Source organism: Microbulbifer maximicatervae (SeqCode) (assembly GCF_052468295.1).
The window spans coordinates 2,310,379-2,326,683 of the sequence record NZ_CP174340.1 but is presented as its reverse complement, the minus strand read 5'-3'; the positions used below and the strand labels follow the sequence as shown (position 1 = coordinate 2,326,683).

The following is a 16,305-nucleotide window of genomic DNA, read 5'->3' as shown; positions in this document are numbered from 1 at the left end:
CAGGTCGGCAAGTTCACGGGTGGGCACGGTGGCCCTCAAGCTGAGAGGCGTTGTTGAACTATTCCGTTCGTTTAATTTTTTTGTAGTCACTTCAGGTGCAGTTACACTGCTCCTGTCTCGGCTGTGCTAGACGTAATAGGTTATGTCGTAATGTTGGCGGCAAACTGACGCAACTCAATTTCACACCTCGAATAGCCTTGTTATGCTTCAGAAGGAGAATAAACATGAGAAAATACATATCTGCTTTACTAGTGCTTTTGGTTACAGTTGGAAATTTGAATGCTGCAGAAGCTGAAAGCATTGTGCGTCTTGAGACCAAAACCGGAGTGTTAGAAGGTTCTCTTCTAGTGCCTGGGGACGCAACGGATATTCCTGTTGCGCTGATTATTTCAGGGTCTGGACCAACGGATAGAGACGGTAATAATCCTGCGATGAGGAATGATTCGCTGAAACTTCTGGCAACGGCTTTATGGGAGAAGGGAATAGCCTCATTGAGATACGATAAAAGAGCTATAGGAAAAAGTCAGGCAGCGGGATTAAAAGAAAGCGACCTGCGTTTTGAGCATTATATTGAAGACGCAAAGGGTTGGATTAATCTTCTAAGAGCGGATGAGCGGTTTAATCAGTTGATAGTAATCGGTCATAGTGAAGGCTCTCTGATCGGAATGATTGCATCACAAGGCGGTAACGTTGACAAATTCATATCGATCGTCGGGGCTGGACAGTCTGCGGATAAAATACTAAAGGAACAATTGAAATTACAACCCCCGGAAGTGCTTGAAATAGCATTACCAATTATCGATAAACTCGCTCAAGGAGAAACGGTAGACAATATCAACCCAATGTTGGGTGCACTATTTCGACCAAGCATTCAACCCTACATAATTTCCTGGTTTAATTATGATCCCGCCGAGGAGATTGCTAAATTAGATTTGCCTGTGCTGATTGTCCAGGGTTCAACCGATATTCAGGTAAGTGAAGAGGATGCCAAGAATCTTGCGAAGGCTAATCCTACATCTGAAGTAAAGCTCATTGAAGGTATGAATCATGTCCTTAAGGAGTCTGTATTGGATCGAATGAAAAATATTGCAACCTATAATCAACCCCAACTTCCAGTCAAAGCGGAACTGGTTGAATCTATTGTTGCTTTTACTAACGGGAACTAAAAAACCATAACAGGCGGCGGCAATGCGCGCGCTACGCGTACCGGCCTTTGGTGAGGGGCAAGAGCATCATACACTGAAAGCTATTCTCGACGGCATCAGTTGCCATTATCAGTAAATAGGAATAGATGAAGACATCTTGGGCAAACAAGTCATCATTACTACAGATACTGGGCTCTCCAACGATGCTAACTACAGCTACCTGCGAGAGAACAGCATCAATGCCTACATACCTGACAATAAATTCCGTTCGCGTGATAAAGCTTTTGTCAAGCAAAAAACCAAGTATGGCAAGCGCAAACAAAAAGGTAGGAATAATGTCCAGAAGACTATGCCAGCTAGTGAGCTTACATTCAACAAGAAAAATAAAACCTGCATCTGTCCAGTAGGAAAAGCCATGCTCTTGTTAAAAGAAGAGCATGTCAGTGAAGGTAAGAAAAAACTATTGTTTGAAGGGCGCCTCACTGGCTGCAGGGAGTGCAGCCATAAAAATCAGTGTATGCGAAACCCAGATTCTGCCGACCCTCGAAAAGGACATGGAAGGCAAGTATCGTTAACTTGGACAAACGGACGGCCACTGACTGGATGAAAAAGCGGGTTGATAGTTTCGAAGGCAAGACCATTTATGGGCATCGAATGTCTATTATCGAGCCAGTATTTGGAAACATTTGTACCAACAAGCGATTGAATCGCTTCTCACTACGAGGAAAAAGTAAGGTTCAGGGGCAATGGCGGATGTTCTGCTTGGTACATAACATTGAAAAGTTGATGAGATATGGCAGTATCCACTGATTGAGTATAAGTTAAGGGTATCAAGACGTCTAAATTTAATACAATGGAAAAAATTTGATGGTATAGATAAATTTTGGCCGAAATTTTAGTTGGAGGAGTCTGGGAAATGACAGCTTTTTATAAAACTCTTTTTCTATAGTCTCGTTAGGTGAAATTCAGTATGAGACTAATCAGCATCATTTTTGTCTTTTTATTCAGCTTATCCGTTTATTCAGATGAGATTCCATGCTGGATGAATCCTGACACGGTTCCAGAAACAACCCAGCTCGCGGTATTAAAGACATACCTCTTGCCAATCAATCTAGATGCACCCAGGAAAGATTTAGAAGCGAGAATAAAGCATCAAGATTATCGCTTCATCGCAATTGGCGGTTTTGGGCACGGTTATCCAGGTCTTTCTGACAAAGAGATGCTCTGCAAATATGGCTCTAGATATATCATGGGTACTTCAGATGCATTGAAGGGGAGGGAGCATAGTAGGCTATCTCATGCATTTAGCCGTTACGCTAAAGAATATAATATGGCTCTGGAGAAGAAACTCAGTGCCAAGTAATTCACCTAACCATCACTGGCAGTATGCGCCGGCCCTTATGGCCTCTGCGGGACGGCCTACGCTACGCTTCGGCCGCCCCTGCTGTGGGCGTGTGTGCCAGGCATGGCATTTAACTAGAGAGGTGAAAGTCCTCTTACCAGGTATTCGTGGAGCCGAAGGTTAGCGAAAGGGCAAGGTTAATATCGCGAGGTATTGGCTGGAGGAAGCCCAACGCAAATTCACGGGGTGATGAACAAGAACTGGATATGAGGTGTGACGCAGGTGGAGCCAGTGGGCACGTGACCATAAAGCGCTCCATCCACAATTGGCCTACGTTTTTATAAATCCAGCATCTACGTGAAGAAAGTTAAATATCTTACCCTGGGAGGTCTATGGGTTGTTAATGGAGTAACTGAAAACTGAGAGATTGGTTTTGACCGATCCATAGAAGTCAGCAGAGGGCATAATAGGTAGATTTCGTGCTACTGAAGGCCTGAACAATTCTGGACAGTATTATTAATGCAGAGCTTGATGACTGCATCTGACAAGTAACTGAGTTGCCAGGAAAAAAAATATTTTTTTTTCTGGGTGAACATCAAACTGGAAACTTAATCATACATTGTCCAATTTCCCATCTCTTTTAATGCAGCGAATTCTAGATAGGAATAATCTGTTTCGAGCATTACAACAAGTTTCTCGTAACCAGGGTGCGCCAGGTCTCGATGGTATGACGGTAAAACAGTTGCCGGAACATCTTAAGCAGACTTGGATTGCTACCCGACAAAAGGTGTTAAGTAGTATCTATCGTCCTCAACCGGTGAAACGCGTCTTTATACCAAAAGGCAATGGAGGCCTGCGTCCATTGGGTATACCCACTGTGCAAGATAGGTTGATCCAACAAGCTATCGCACAGATACTCAGTGAGCAATGGGAGCCGAAGTTTCATGCTCTTAGTTTTGGTTTTAGACCAAATCGATCGGCACACCAGGCGATTAGACAGGTCCAAAACTTTGTCCGGCAAGGAAAGCGCTGGACGATCGATATGGACTTGAAATCCTTCTTTGATGAAGTGAATCATGACAGGCTCATGCTAACACTGAAGCAAAGCGGAATACCGGCTGATGTGCTGGGGTTGATAAACCGATACCTAAAAGCGCCAACGGTAGTCGATGGCAAGGTAATAGCTACAACAAAAGGCGTCCCGCAAGGTGGGCCGTTATCTCCGCTTCTAGCGAATATTGTGCTTAATGAACTGGACTGGGAGCTGCACAAGTGGCAACTCAGTTTTGTACGATATGCCGATGATTTTCAAATACTGGTGGGAAGTCGTCGGTCTGCAGAACGGATAAAAGCAAACCTTACGCACTTCATCAAATGTAAGCTGAAGCTCACAGTAAATACTGAGAAGAGTGCAGAGGATCATTTCTGGAAGCGGAGCTTTCTAGGATTTAGATTGCTGAAGAAAGATGCCCGGATAAAGGTATCAGAATCATCGATGAATAAATTGAAAGCCAAGATCAGAATGATCACCCGCCGAACACGAGGCCGCAAGTTTACTCAGATCATGGAAGAGTTAAAGAAGTCCCTGCTTGGTTGGAAAGCGTACTTTGACATCAGTGAAGTACTGAGCCCTCTGAAAGATCTGGACAAGTGGATAAGGCGGAAGTTGCGATGTTATTTATGGAAACAATGGGGTCGAAGTGGTTACCGCCGATTAAGAAGGCTGGGCGTTGATCGCTTTTTAGCGTGGAACACGGCCAAATCAGCGCATGGTCCATGGAGGCTAAGCAAAAGCCCAGCCCTTTACAGAGCATTGCCAAATAGATACTTTAGGAACTTGGGGCTGCCGGAATTGGCAGATAGGAAGGGGAATAGAATTGAACCGCCATGGTACGTGACCCGTATGCCTGGTGGTGTGGGAGGAGAGGCATCGTGAGGTGCCTCCCTATCCCGATTATTGTGGCGGTTGGTTTTATTGGTTTTTCGTGGCAACTGAAGGTTTAGTGTCACTAAATAGCACCCAGTATTGAGTAATTTTTACTGGTTCATATTCGAGCAGTTTCGTTCCAAGAGTATCCGCTCAGGTACTACGGAATTAGGTAGTCCGCTGCAATTTTGCGGAGTGCCATTAAGATAGGAGTGGCGAGGAAGTGTGCAGTTTTATTGATTTGATTATTAAACAATCATTTGGCGGTTTCAATATAGTGTGATACAAAATTTAACTAGTCAAAACATTTGAACTTGGTAAAACTGTTCCCTTTTTTGCTTCAAAAAGGCCGCCAACTTTACCAAGGCGGTTAATTTTTAGGTGGTTTGTAGTTGCTGCAAGTTCCTTTCTTTTCCTGATCACAATTCTCCTTTAAACCTGCATCACGGCTTCGTTCAAGTGTTTTCGTTTTAAGTCAGTAAGCTAGCAGCTACATTATGGAGTGCCAATCAAATAGTTAATTCGTGGGGGAAGTATGGTATTTTTCTCTGTGAATTTATTGGACTGTGGCCATTCAGAGTTGGCTGGCAAATTGCAAGTAGATCGTTCGGTGTGCGCCAGCTATTGCAGGCCAGGCAAGATCACCTAGTCGGGATCTGGGTTGGACAGCCTACGCTCCGCTTGCTGGTAACATATGTACATATACAGGGTTTTACGGATATGCTTAAAGGATTGAAGAAAAAGAATAGTCAATATTCACAGAAGGAGAGAGTTTGCTACGCACTATTGTCCACTGTTTTGATTTTTATATTTTCATATCTAGTAGCGGGTAGTTTAACGGAGTCAGTTATTCTTCAATACATTGTAGCCTTTCTTGTTGGTATTTTCGGGGGGCTGCTGGGCTTTAGGTGCCCAAAGGCTGTTTATATTTTTGTTCTTGCGTTGCCTCTTTCTTTAGTTGGTAATTAAAACTTAATTTAAACCAGATATATATACGCAAAATTGTATAACACGCGAAATCACAAAACTGGCACCTCCGTACCGGTTCTGCGGGTATCCACTGGACAGCCTACGCTTCGCTCGACCTGCTAAAAATCAATGCGTTATGGATGTTGAGTATCACGAAGGAAGCTGTATGAATATTGAAAAATCGGAGGCTACAAGAGAAAAAGGTAAGGCTCGCTTTATTTGGGGAATTGGTTTTTGCCTTTGGGGGCTACTGACTGCTCTCGTGTGGTCCACCACCATGGAAATTGCTGACCCATCAGCCCCAATATGGCTGCGACCTTTGATTGCCTTTATTGGCTTTCCGCTTGGCGGGTTAGGAGTTGCTTATTTTATGTGGGAAACATGCGAGGCAAAGTACAAGAAAATTAAAAGTATACCAGATTCATAACATGTGCCTGCAAGACGACCATCAATATACTTGCTTGAAAAACAGCAAACACATTGATGACGCCTGAGGCGGTCGTTATCGCCGACTCTTTCAGAGCTGATAGCCGCTCTCAATTACTCGGTGAATATGCTTGCGAAAATTCTCCGGTAGTTGCGAATGAAGTTGCGCAATAAAAGGGGGGAATGGAATCTGTGCAAAGTGGTGCAGGTTCTCTACCCCGTACACCTCCGCCAAAGTAATCCCAATCGCCTCACACCATACCGGCAGCAGGTCCGCCGGAATTCTTTGTATGCCCATTTCCATTTTCGAAATTTGAGATGATACAAGCCTCAGCTGTCTTGCCAGCTGTGCAATCGTCATCCTCTCCTGTTTCCGTGCGTTGAGCAGGAGGTCGCCTAGTGATCCGGCCTCAAATATCAAGGTGCGCTTGGTGACTTGTCGTCATAAGGCAGTGCAGATATCTGGCGTTAGGTGACACGGGGTGGAGATAGAGCTAGCAGTTACAAGGAGTTGAGCATGCCTATGAAAGCGCAAATGGATCAATTACAGAGGGTCGCAAGTCTGTGTGAGGCCCTGGAGTTACACTGGCTACTTGTCTTTAGTGGGTGCTCGCCAATACACTGTATAAAGATACAGTATATTGCTAGAACACATGAAACTTTCCCCTCTATACGGCAGTGGCGTTAGCTGCGGCTTTCCTTCGCCAGCGGATGACCACAAAGAAGCGGCGCTGAGCCTGGATCAACACCTGATAACCAGTCCGGCGGCGACATTCCTCGCCCGCGCCAACGGCGACTCTATGCAGAACCTCGGCATCTTTGACCGGGATCTGCTGGTAGTCGACCGATCATTAACGCCAATCCACGGAGATGTGGTGGTGGTTGCCCTGGATGGGCAGTTAACGTGCAAGGTGCTCGACCGCCAACAGGGCCGCCTGCTATCAGCCAATGACAAATACGCACCGATTCCCATTTGGGAGGGGCAGGAATTGATTGTTGAGGGAGTGGTCAAGGCTTCCGTGCGGTACCACCGGTCTTGCTGATGTTGGCACTGGTTGATTGCAACAGCTGCTATGCCAGCTGCGAACAGATATTCCGCCCCGACCTGCGCGGGCTCCCGGTGGTAGTCCTTTCCAATAATGATGGTTGCGTGGTGGCTCGCTCGAAAGAAGCCAAAGTGTTAGGTATTCCCGACTTGCAGCCGTTCTTCAAGATTGAGCATCTGTTGCGAAAGCACGGGGTAAAGATCTTTTCGAGTAACTACGCCCTGTACGGCGATATTTCCCACCGGGTAATGATAACGCTGAAGCAGTACAGTCCAGAGGTTGAAGTCTATAGCATCGATGAGATGTTTCTGGATCTACATGGGTTGCAAGAGTGTCTACTGGATTACGGCCAGCAAATAAGGCAAACCCTCTGGCGGGATGTTCGCATGCCGGTGGGCGTTGGCATTGCCCCGAGTAAAACCCTGGCCAAGCTGGCAAATAGAGTCGCCAAGAAGATCCCTAAATGTCAGGGCGTCTGCGTCTTGGACTCCCCCGCAAAGTGGCAATGGCTGCAGCGACGCACTGAAGTGGGTGATGTGTGGGGTGTAGGCAGGCGCCTATCAAGGCGACTTGGGCACCTGGGTATCAAGACAGCCTATGACTTGGCACAAGCCAACCCGAAAATTCTACGCAGCCATACGAATGTAAATATTGAGCGCACGATAGAAGAGCTAAATGGCATTAGTTGCTTAAGCCTGGAAGAGCAGCCACCAGCCAAGAAACAGATCTATTGCACACGTTCATTCGGCGAAAAGCTCACCGATCTGCAGCCGATACTGCAGGCCGTTACCTTGTACGCGAGCAGGGCGGCGGAGAAGCTGCGGGCCCAGAACTCCCTGGTAAAGTCTATCCATGTCTTCCTGCATACCTCACCCCATGAGCCGCTCTACTACAGCCGCAGCACCGTGGTACAAACCCCATACCCCACGGATGACACACGGCTGATAGTGCAGCTGGTAAAGCGCGCCATTACAGAGCTGTTCCTGCAGGGACATAGATTCCTGAAAGCGGGGGTAGGGCTGGTAGAGCTTATCCCCCGCTCACTGGGCCAGGGCGACATGTTCACCACGGGCCAGCCAATACGATCAGGTGAGACTATGCAGGCCATCGACCAGATCAATCAGCGGTTTGGCCGGGGCACCTTGTTTCTGGGGGCTGAAGGTATCGACAAGAAGTGGAAGATGAGGCAGGAGCATCGATCGCCAGCCTATACGACTCAGTGGGACCAGCTACCGGAGATTACGGTCTAGCTGCTGTGTGAGCATATGAGGTTTTTGTAAAGTTGAGGGTCGATCGGTCGTGGAGCATGTAAAAGAGTTAAATCGACCTAGTGTTCATATGGAGGGGTAGATGGTAGAGATGTTGGTGCGTATCGAGTCTGCGTCGTCTGAAACGTTACGGGCTAGCAAAAGATAAGTGGGGGGACTGAGTGGGGGGGGGCACAAAAAGCAGAAATAAAAAAGCCCTGAAAATCAGGGCTTTCTGTATGAATAATGGCGGTGGGGCAGGGATTCGAACCCTGGGACCTGTTACAGTTAACGGTTTTCAAGACACCTCTTTCGCTCCACATTAGTGCTCAAAATGCTGCTAACTGGTGTTATCTTATGTGATATTTCTCTATATTACCCTCTAAACATCCGGCGATGTTGAGACATTAGAGGGATGCTTTAGGTGCCGAGTTGCAGTATTTTTGAGTGGGCCATACTCATTCAAATCCAAAGGCTCATATCGCTTCTCAAGCTCTTTTTGATGATGCTTCTCTCTGTATCTTTTGAAAACCATGAGTCAAGGCTTACTTGAAACTATGAACCGTTTTCCACGCCGCGGCCATGATTCAAGACTGTAAGATTATCCACCTTACTATGAGACATTTAAACGCCATTTATGCTAAGCATCTGCAGCTTTGAGAAAGGCAGTGACTGTTGCAGAAAACTCTTTGTCAGGCAATCCTTCCTCGTTAGCTTCGTTAATCAAATATTCTCTTGCCTCTCCGGCAGGAAATGAATGAGCGTGATCTAATAGCGCCTTAACTTTTTCTATCCGTTCTTTTCTGCATTCTACAAGCGGAAGCCTAGATAGCTTCAGAATATCGGTAGTTATCTTACCCCTGTTGTTAGCAGTTCTGGATAAAACTATTGGACCTAAAAACAGTAAATGTTCATCTGGGTCATCTAAAAATGGATTTAGTAAAGGCACATCTTCATCATGATAGTTTGATTTTTTATGGTTGCATTCTTTGCATACATAGCCAAGATTGTCCCACTTCACGATGTACTCAGGCTTTTTAGAAGATGGGATTATGTGATCTGTTTCTCCCGGAAATATATGAGATATTTTGCTTTCACAAAATATACATTTATCTGAAGTTTCTTTTCGAAGGGCTTCTTTTATTTCTGTATGGCGATATCGGAATTCGGCTGCTTTGGGAACTGTAGTATCCCCATTTTTCAATCTTATATATTCGTCAGTCCACAGCTCCTCATTCTCAGCAAGCACATCAGGTTTAGGTGATTTTTCTAATTTAATCATTTGGCTCATTCCCCATCACTTTTCCAACTGCTTCAGGGAATAAGTCACTTAAGCCAATTTCTGATAGGGCATCCTTGATATCTCTGAGTGACTTTTCAGTTATTGGTTGGCCTGAATATTGGGATATGATTTGGGTCAGCTTCTTTTCTGTCCACAGTGGCATGCTAGTTTCGACGCCAAGGACTTCTCTCAGGGTTTCATTGGAAGTACCGGAACGGTTAACTAAATCTAACTTTGAGCTATCTACCCGCTTGTTGTCGTTGTAACTAAGAACGTAAACGTTTGAGTCAGGTACAGATGTAACCATGAAAGGGTTATGCGTAGATACGATAAACTGTACTTGAGGAAAAGCTTCGATTAGGTTTGGTAGTAGGTTGCGTTGAAGCTGAGGATGAAGATGGTTTTCTGGCTCATCCATCACTACAACAAAATTATCGTAGACCATAGATGCCATAAATATTTGCCAGGTCAAGTCAATTAATGATGCAATTCCGCCTGAAACAGAATCAAAAGAGAAGCTGCCTGTCTCAGTCTCAAATACAACTTCTGGCATGTGAATCGTAATTTTTTGAAAGCCTAGTGACTTCGGTAATATAGTCTTCAAAGCATTTTCGAAGCCTTCGAACATATGCACCGCTTCATCATCTCTTGCAACCACTTCATTTCCATAGCCAAACGTAGCAAGAGAAATAAGTGATTCTTTTATTCTAAAACTCGCAGATGAATTTCTCGAGTTTTTTGAGTATCGTTGTTTTAGTTCACTCAAGTATTTTTCAAGGAGTTGATTTTTTGCATCAAGTTTTGCTGGGATGGTTGCTACTTGTTGGTAGAAGTAAACAGGTCTGTGAGATGATATGTATATGCCTTTAACAGTTCCTTTACTTCTAAAATCGATGTTGTACTGTTGGTCAACTTCACGGGGGACGGAAAGTTTCGCTACTCTAGCTGAGTTTGTGTATTCAATTCTCCCGATGTTTATTTGATTGGCTGGAGTATCGAAAAATTCAGTTGTGTCAGAAACGTTTAGACAATCAGAGAAGTAGCGCACCAACCCCCTTTTTTCTTTTTTAGGGGTGCTGGGATACAGGATCTCCCATCCAAAGTGACGACTCAGAATACTAAGTACTGTTGTTTTACCTGCTCCATTTGCTCCCGTTATGACCGTTAAGTTGGGATGGAAGTCAATTGACACATCATCGAATTGCCTCCATTTCTGTATATTAATCTTCTTAAACATATACTTGTATTCTCAGTTTGAGATAATCTACTTTTGCTTAGAGCCGTCTCTAATACTCGTATAACATATTTTTTTATATGAAAGCTGCACAGTATAGATGAGCGAAAGAACACACAAGATATGGTGTCAACAATTTTTATAAGTTAGATATTATCCGATGCTAGGACATTAAGAGATTCTACAAGATCAGATGCACTCATCCATTCTATTTGATATGTTTTAATTCCATTGCTATCTGTGTGCTCCCAGGTTCTATATTGACCTGTGGCTAATGAAGATTGTGAATCTACTTTCGTCATGTCGAATGAAACTAATCTCTCTTCAATTTTTTCAAGAAGCTGCTGTGTTAAACCGGTTATAGTTTGTATTTTATTCATCAATATCTCCATATTTTTTGTTCATTTCTATTGGTTACGTCAGTATATTTTTATGTGAACTTACTTTTCGTTTCAACCCCTCTCCAAAGAACTCAAAACACTCCTCTCCACCGCATCCTCCAAATGCTTAGGCGATAAATGTGCATAGCGCATGGTCATCTCAATAGTGGAGTGGTCCAGAATCTTGTTGAGCTTAAGCAGGTCGCCGCCGTTGATCATGTAATGGCTTGCGAAGGTGTGGCGGAGGATGTGGGTTAGCTGGCCTTTGGGGAGTTTTAGCTTTGCTCTGGCCAGGGCTTCCTGGAAGGCGCGAAAGTTGGTGCCTACAAAGAGCCGGCCTGAGCTGGTGCGGGGTCTACAGCCAATGGGGATTTCACAAAATGAAAGGTTTTGAAGCGCTTTGCACAGATTTTTCACTGATCAGAACCTCAGAATACTGGTACGGGATACAAGGGAAGAGGGCGACAGGAGCACCTTTGTAGCTAGGGCTGGCGCGCTCTGGCTTGATTTGTAATGGCAGCGTTGATTAGGCAGTTATCTTGTGCCTTTACCTTTCTTGACCTCAGCTAATGCCTTTGAGATTGCTTTCTTTGCCTTTGTGTACGAACTCTTAGGGTCTGCTTCATTGGGTAGAACAGTGAACTGTTTTTCTTTGTCGGTTAGCGGCTTGTTACTCATCGTCATGGTCCTTATCGAGATCAATGATCATTTTTCCGTCTTTGTCACTTTTGCCGGATGCCAAGCCTTCAGGCTCTTTGATCTTGCCTTTCTCTGCTCTCATTTGTTGAGCCAGCTTCTTTAGTCCAGCTTTTGCTCGCTCTTCTTTGGAAAGCCCTTTGAGCTTTTCATCATGAGCAGTATTGAAGTCTTTGATTTTGTCGTTCATCAAATAATTCTCCGGATACAGCTGTCTTTTTTGGGGTCGTACTGGAACCCTTTGTGTTCATAGTAATTTCGGACATCACTATTTATGGGGTGCATGATTTTCACATGCGTAGCGCTGAGAAGAGTGGCATAGGCGTATAGGGCCAAATAGGTTAGGTCTAAATGTGGTTCCCCAGCTTCTGGTGATTTCTCGATGTAGTCCAGCCTTAGCCCTGTAGCGTGATAGGTTGGGCGCCCCATAGCGAAGCCTACTAGACGGTTCCCAGCCCAAGTAGCAGATTCAAATCGTTTAGGGAACTTGAGTTTCCAGCTTATCCAGGAAGAAGGCCAGTCCCAATCAACCTTCCGGTTGGGGTGATTCTCCCAATGCCGGAAAGCCGCGTAGGAGGCGCTATCGACAAGTGCAAGGCGGGTATCCGGTAGATCCAGTGCCTCATTGGCCATTTGGATCGATTGCCGTCTGAGTTCGGTATACCTGCGCTCTAGTTCCTCGCGCATGCTCAGCTTATAGGCTGCCATATAAACTCCTTTTTAAATGGCTTTCTGCTTTTTTCTTTCAGCTTGGAGAAGGGTGCCGGCGCCATGAAGGCATGCACTTCCCGCCTCCCTGGCAGTAAGAGATATTTTTGCGTTGAGACTTTGTTGAGACGTAAACGAAAAAGGGCGGTACCAAGGAAATTGGTACCGCCCTTTGATGCTTGTAGCTCTATGATTTACAAGACTTTGTATGGCGGTGGGGCAGGGATTCGAACCCTGGGACCTGTTACAGTCAACGGTTTTCAAGACCGCCGCTTTCGACCACTCAGCCACCCCACCAAATTGTGCTGCGCATTATACATGGCTTCTCGGGATGTACAAGCGCCATTTTGATTTTTTTTATATAGTTCAATGAGTTAGGTGATTTATTGACCAGCTCAAGGCTTGCTGTCAGGTTGATAAGGCCGCCCCGGCCATTGGCTGGGGCGGCTTGGCAGCTATCGCTTAGCTCGCTTCTGCAGAGTTGCGATCGATATCTGCGTTGGCATCAACTTCCACGGCCTTGCGGCTGATACGCGGGTCGTTGGCCGGGCGGGCGAGGGCACGTGGATTGTGCTCAATCGCTGCCGGCTGCGCGGTATCCAGAGGCTGCTGGGAGCCCACTTCACGGCGCTCAGTAACAATTGAGAATTCACCCAGTGGTTTGGGGTTGATGCGCGGATCATTTACTGCGCGTCCCTGGCTGGGTGCGGTCGGTTCCTCTTCGGAAGCTGCCTGCTCGGCGGCAACAATTTCTTCCTGAACTTCCGGCTCGCTGGTGCCTGCCTGTTCCTGCAAAGCTTCAGCTGCAGCTTGTGCTTCTTCAAGCACGATTTCCTCTGCTGCTTCTACTTCTGGTTTGGCAGGAGTGGCCTCAGCTTTGGGGGCCGCCGGAACTTCTGCCGTGGTGGCTTTTCGTGCTGGTGCTTGCTCTACAGGCTTGACCTGCTCGGCAGCTGGCGCAGCTGCTTTTTCTACCGGGGTAGCTTTGGGCTTGGGCTGAGTAGGTTGCTGTGGCTCGGCGGTGGCAGCTTTGGCTACCTGTGGGGTGCTTTGCGGCTGTGCTACTGGCTTCGGGGTCTCTTGTGCAGGTTTCTCCTCGTGGGCAGTTCGCACCGGCATGGTAATGGCGGGCTGGGCTGCTTGCTTGGGAGCTCTCTGCGGCTTATGAGACTCTTTCGCTTTGGCCTTGGGTTTGGATGCCTCGGTGCGAGTCTCTTTTACGACTTCCTTAGTTTTGCGGACCTCGTTTTCGGCTTCGTCGATGGCTTCGTGAACTTCGCGATTCAGCTCTTCCTGGCTGTGAGCTACCGCGGTTGCTGCGGTGTTCTCACTGCGGCGTCCGCCACGACGGCGCGCCTGAGGGCGGCCGCGCACATTGCTCGGGCGACGTGCTGGGCGTTGCTGATCGGAGGTGTCTCCAGCTTGTTCGTTGGTATCAACGGTATTTTGGGTTTCAGCAGCTTGAGTGCGGTTGTCGCTGCGGCGGTTGTCGTTGCGGCGGCGGCGACGTCTGCGCTGACCTTCACCCTGGCGATCGGAGGCGCTGTCATGCTCGTCCAGCTTGGCGCTGCGCTTATCTTCGCGCTGGTCGTCGCGCTTATTGTCTTCGCGGCGATCATCCTTGCGGCGCGCGGGGCGGCCGCTGCGGTTGTTGCGATTTCCGCGCTGGTTGCGATTGCGGTTGCGCTGCTGGTAGTCCTTGCCACGGCCTTTGGACTTTTGATGTTTCTTCGGCTCTTCCTCTTCTGCGGTGAAGAAGGAGGCGATAGCGCTAATCAATCGGCTGAAGAGACCAGGCTCTTCCTTTTTCTCCGGAGTGGGAGCTGGAGCGGTGTGGGCAATTTGCTGCACGGCCGCTTGCACTGGAGCTGGACGCTGTGGCTTTTCCTCTTTCTTGGTCACTGTCTCTTCGGCAGTGCCAGAAATCTTGTAGGAGGTTTCCAGAGTGGCAGTGTCATCGTCGCGGAGTCGCTGAACTTCAAAGTGCGGCGTTTCCATTTCCGCGCTGGGTACAACTACTACGCGAGTGGAATTGCGGGACTCGATCTGGGAGATCGTTTTGCGCTTTTCGTTCAGCAGATAGGTCGCGACATTCACCGGGGTGATTGCACGGATCTCGGCGCTGCGCTCTTTCTTCGCTTCCTCTTCTACCAGGCGGAGAATGGAGAGAGCCAGAGACTTGGTGCCGCGAATGGTGCCTTGGCCGCTACAGCGGGGGCAGACGCGGAATGTGGTTTCACCCAGGGATGGGCGCAGGCGCTGGCGGGACATCTCCAACAGTCCGAAGCGGGAGATGCGGCCAACCTGAACGCGCGCGCGGTCCATGCTAAGGGCCTTCTCCATGCGCTTTTCAACTTCGCGCTGGTTGGACTTGCTCTGCATGTCGATAAAGTCGATTACAACCAGTCCGCCCATATCGCGCAGGCGCAGCTGGCGAGCGATTTCATCGGCGGCTTCCAGGTTGATATTGCGCGCGGTCTCTTCGATATCGCCGCCCTTGGTTGCGCGGGAGGAGTTGATGTCGATAGATACCAGGGCCTCGGTCACATCGATAACGATGGAGCCACCGGAGGGGAGCTTCACTTCGCGCTCGAACGCTGTCTCAATCTGGCTTTCAATTTGATAGCGATTGAACAGTGGGATGGCGTCTTCGTAGTACTTCACCTTATTGGCGTAGTGGGGCATTACCTGGCGGGCAAACTCTGCGGCCAGCTCAAAGGCGCCTTTGTCGTCGACAATAACTTCGCCGATATCATCGCGCATGTAGTCGCGGATGGCGCGGATAATGACGTTGCTTTCCTGGAACAGGAAGTGTGGCGCCTTGGAGGTATCAGCTTCTTCCTTGATGGCATTCCAAAGTTGCAGCAGGTAGTTGAGGTCCCATTGCAGTTCGTCACCGCTGCGGCCAACGCCGGCGGTACGCACGATGATGCCCATGCCTGAGGGGACATCTACACTGGCCAATGCATCGCGGAGCTCGGAGCGCTCATCACCTTCAATGCGGCGGGAGATGCCACCGGCACGAGGATTGTTGGGCATTAATACCAAGTAGCGGCCGGCGAGGCTGACAAAGGTGGTGAGGGCGGCGCCTTTGTTGCCGCGCTCTTCCTTGTCCACCTGGACGATAACTTCCATACCTTCTTTGACAACATCTTTGATTTTGATGCGGCCTTCGATGTCTTTGGGCTGCTTGAGGAAGTACTCGCGAGAGATTTCTTTCAGGGGGAGGAACCCGTGGCGCTCTTCGCCGTAGTCGACGAATGCAGCTTCGAGGGAGGGTTCTACACGGGTAATCTTACCTTTGTAGATGTTCGCTTTTTTCTGCTGGCGGGTTCGGTTCTCAATATCTAAATCATAGAGCCACTGGCCGTCGACCAGGGCAACACGCAACTCTTCAGGTTGGGTTGCGTTGATTAGCATTCTTTTCATGCGTGTCGTTTTCCTTGCGTTGCGCAAAGGTGTGACACCGCTACTCACAGGCTTGCTTGTTGGCTGCCCGGTGGAGAGGACCACCAGGCAGGGCAGGGAAAATAAGGTATTCCAGCTCTACCGCGCCATGGATCTATGCGGCTTGTTGAGACTGGCGTTTGCCTATTATTCGCTCTGCAAAAACTCCGGATACGCGCTGTTATTGTGCTATCCGTTGGTACCTTTAATACCTTTTGTTAGTACTGCCCTGTACCTGTGCTGCAGGCTTCTGCAGCAGGGTTGGGCGCCGCCCCTTGGTTTGTTTCATGCTGGGCGGCAAGGTTTGCGTCAATCATCAGAGGTTCTGCAGTTCAGCTTTTGGCTGATACCCATTCTTCTTAATTTTTTTACCAGGCTTGCGGAAGCTGTGCTGCCCTGGTTGCCAGTTCGGTTGCTGGCTCGTCGTATTCTGCAAAACCGGACGCAAGTTTGAGT

The 16,305-nt window shown here is 47.8% G+C and carries 17 protein-coding genes and 1 tRNA gene; 9 read left to right on the top strand and 9 right to left on the bottom strand.

Annotation, left to right across the window (positions count from 1 at the left end):
- Nucleotides 1-224 precede the first annotated feature (224 nt).
- The 6 genes from ACJJIQ_RS10595 (at nt 225) to ACJJIQ_RS10570 (ending at nt 5,810) form a co-directional block, all read left to right on the top strand.
- Nucleotides 225-1,166: an alpha/beta hydrolase gene (locus ACJJIQ_RS10595; protein WP_445364567.1), complete on the top strand. Its 942-nt coding sequence runs from the start codon at nt 225-227 to the stop codon at nt 1,164-1,166.
- 136 nt (nt 1,167-1,302) lie between these two features.
- Nucleotides 1,303-1,752 (top strand): transposase, encoded by a 450-nt coding sequence (locus ACJJIQ_RS10590; protein ID WP_445364566.1) that lies wholly within the window; start codon nt 1,303-1,305, stop codon nt 1,750-1,752.
- Nucleotides 1,749-1,955, top strand: coding sequence for a transposase (locus ACJJIQ_RS10585; protein WP_445364806.1), 207 nt, complete (start codon nt 1,749-1,751; stop codon nt 1,953-1,955). Before ACJJIQ_RS10590 ends, ACJJIQ_RS10585 begins: the two co-directional genes overlap by 4 nt.
- Nucleotides 1,956-2,115: 160 nt before the next feature.
- Complete coding sequence (locus tag ACJJIQ_RS10580; RefSeq protein ID WP_445364565.1) at nt 2,116-2,508, top strand: hypothetical protein; 393 nt, start codon at nt 2,116-2,118, stop codon at nt 2,506-2,508.
- A gap of 622 nt (nt 2,509-3,130) precedes the next feature.
- Nucleotides 3,131-4,423, top strand: a complete 1,293-nt coding sequence (ltrA, locus tag ACJJIQ_RS10575; protein WP_445364564.1) for a group II intron reverse transcriptase/maturase — start codon at nt 3,131-3,133, stop codon at nt 4,421-4,423.
- Between the two features lie 1,126 nt (nt 4,424-5,549).
- On the top strand, nt 5,550-5,810 hold the full coding sequence (locus ACJJIQ_RS10570) for a hypothetical protein (RefSeq protein WP_445364563.1): 261 nt from the start codon (nt 5,550-5,552) through the stop codon (nt 5,808-5,810).
- Between the two features lie 90 nt (nt 5,811-5,900).
- Here ACJJIQ_RS10570 and ACJJIQ_RS10565 read toward each other — a convergent pair whose 3' ends face one another.
- Nucleotides 5,901-6,170 (bottom strand): helix-turn-helix domain-containing protein, encoded by a 270-nt coding sequence (locus ACJJIQ_RS10565; protein ID WP_445364562.1) that lies wholly within the window; start codon nt 6,168-6,170, stop codon nt 5,901-5,903.
- Between the two features lie 292 nt (nt 6,171-6,462).
- On the opposite strand from ACJJIQ_RS10565, the gene ACJJIQ_RS10560 reads away from it, so the two are divergent.
- Together ACJJIQ_RS10560 and ACJJIQ_RS10555 are read left to right on the top strand one after the other, a co-directional pair.
- Nucleotides 6,463-6,852 (top strand): LexA family protein, encoded by a 390-nt coding sequence (locus ACJJIQ_RS10560; protein WP_444908054.1) that lies wholly within the window; start codon nt 6,463-6,465, stop codon nt 6,850-6,852.
- Complete coding sequence (locus ACJJIQ_RS10555) at nt 6,852-8,105, top strand: Y-family DNA polymerase (protein ID WP_445364561.1); 1,254 nt, start codon at nt 6,852-6,854, stop codon at nt 8,103-8,105. Before ACJJIQ_RS10560 ends, ACJJIQ_RS10555 begins: the two co-directional genes overlap by 1 nt.
- Nucleotides 8,106-8,742: 637 nt before the next feature.
- On the opposite strand, the gene ACJJIQ_RS10550 is transcribed toward ACJJIQ_RS10555, so the two are convergent.
- The 8 genes from ACJJIQ_RS10550 to rne form a co-directional block, all read right to left on the bottom strand.
- Nucleotides 8,743-9,384 (bottom strand): HNH endonuclease, encoded by a 642-nt coding sequence (locus ACJJIQ_RS10550; RefSeq protein ID WP_445364560.1) that lies wholly within the window; start codon nt 9,382-9,384, stop codon nt 8,743-8,745.
- Entirely contained in the window at nt 9,377-10,621 is a 1,245-nt protein-coding gene (locus tag ACJJIQ_RS10545; protein WP_445364559.1) for an AAA family ATPase, read from the bottom strand. The genes ACJJIQ_RS10550 and ACJJIQ_RS10545 overlap by 8 nt, the downstream gene beginning before the upstream one ends.
- A gap of 143 nt (nt 10,622-10,764) precedes the next feature.
- Nucleotides 10,765-10,998, bottom strand: coding sequence for a hypothetical protein (locus tag ACJJIQ_RS10540; RefSeq protein WP_445364558.1), 234 nt, complete (start codon nt 10,996-10,998; stop codon nt 10,765-10,767).
- A gap of 72 nt (nt 10,999-11,070) precedes the next feature.
- Complete coding sequence (locus ACJJIQ_RS10535) at nt 11,071-11,415, bottom strand: tyrosine-type recombinase/integrase (protein ID WP_445364557.1); 345 nt, start codon at nt 11,413-11,415, stop codon at nt 11,071-11,073.
- A 253-nt stretch (nt 11,416-11,668) separates the two neighbouring features.
- Nucleotides 11,669-11,884 (bottom strand): hypothetical protein, encoded by a 216-nt coding sequence (locus ACJJIQ_RS10530; protein WP_282950757.1) that lies wholly within the window; start codon nt 11,882-11,884, stop codon nt 11,669-11,671.
- The gene (locus ACJJIQ_RS10525) at nt 11,884-12,402 is read right to left on the bottom strand and encodes a hypothetical protein (protein WP_445364556.1); all 519 of its coding nucleotides are present in this window, start codon (nt 12,400-12,402) and stop codon (nt 11,884-11,886) included. Before ACJJIQ_RS10525 ends, ACJJIQ_RS10530 begins: the two co-directional genes overlap by 1 nt.
- A 209-nt stretch (nt 12,403-12,611) precedes the next feature.
- Nucleotides 12,612-12,699: transfer RNA gene (locus tag ACJJIQ_RS10520), tRNA-Ser, on the bottom strand.
- Nucleotides 12,700-12,864: 165 nt separating this feature from the next.
- The gene (rne, locus tag ACJJIQ_RS10515) at nt 12,865-15,831 is read right to left on the bottom strand and encodes a ribonuclease E (protein WP_445364555.1); all 2,967 of its coding nucleotides are present in this window, start codon (nt 15,829-15,831) and stop codon (nt 12,865-12,867) included.
- Between rne and ACJJIQ_RS10510 the strand changes: the two genes are divergently transcribed.
- A complete protein-coding gene (locus ACJJIQ_RS10510; protein ID WP_445364554.1) occupies nt 15,812-16,303 on the top strand; it encodes a hypothetical protein in 492 nt (163 codons plus the stop codon). The genes rne and ACJJIQ_RS10510 overlap by 20 nt on opposite strands.
- The last annotated feature ends 2 nt before the right edge of the window (nt 16,304-16,305 follow it).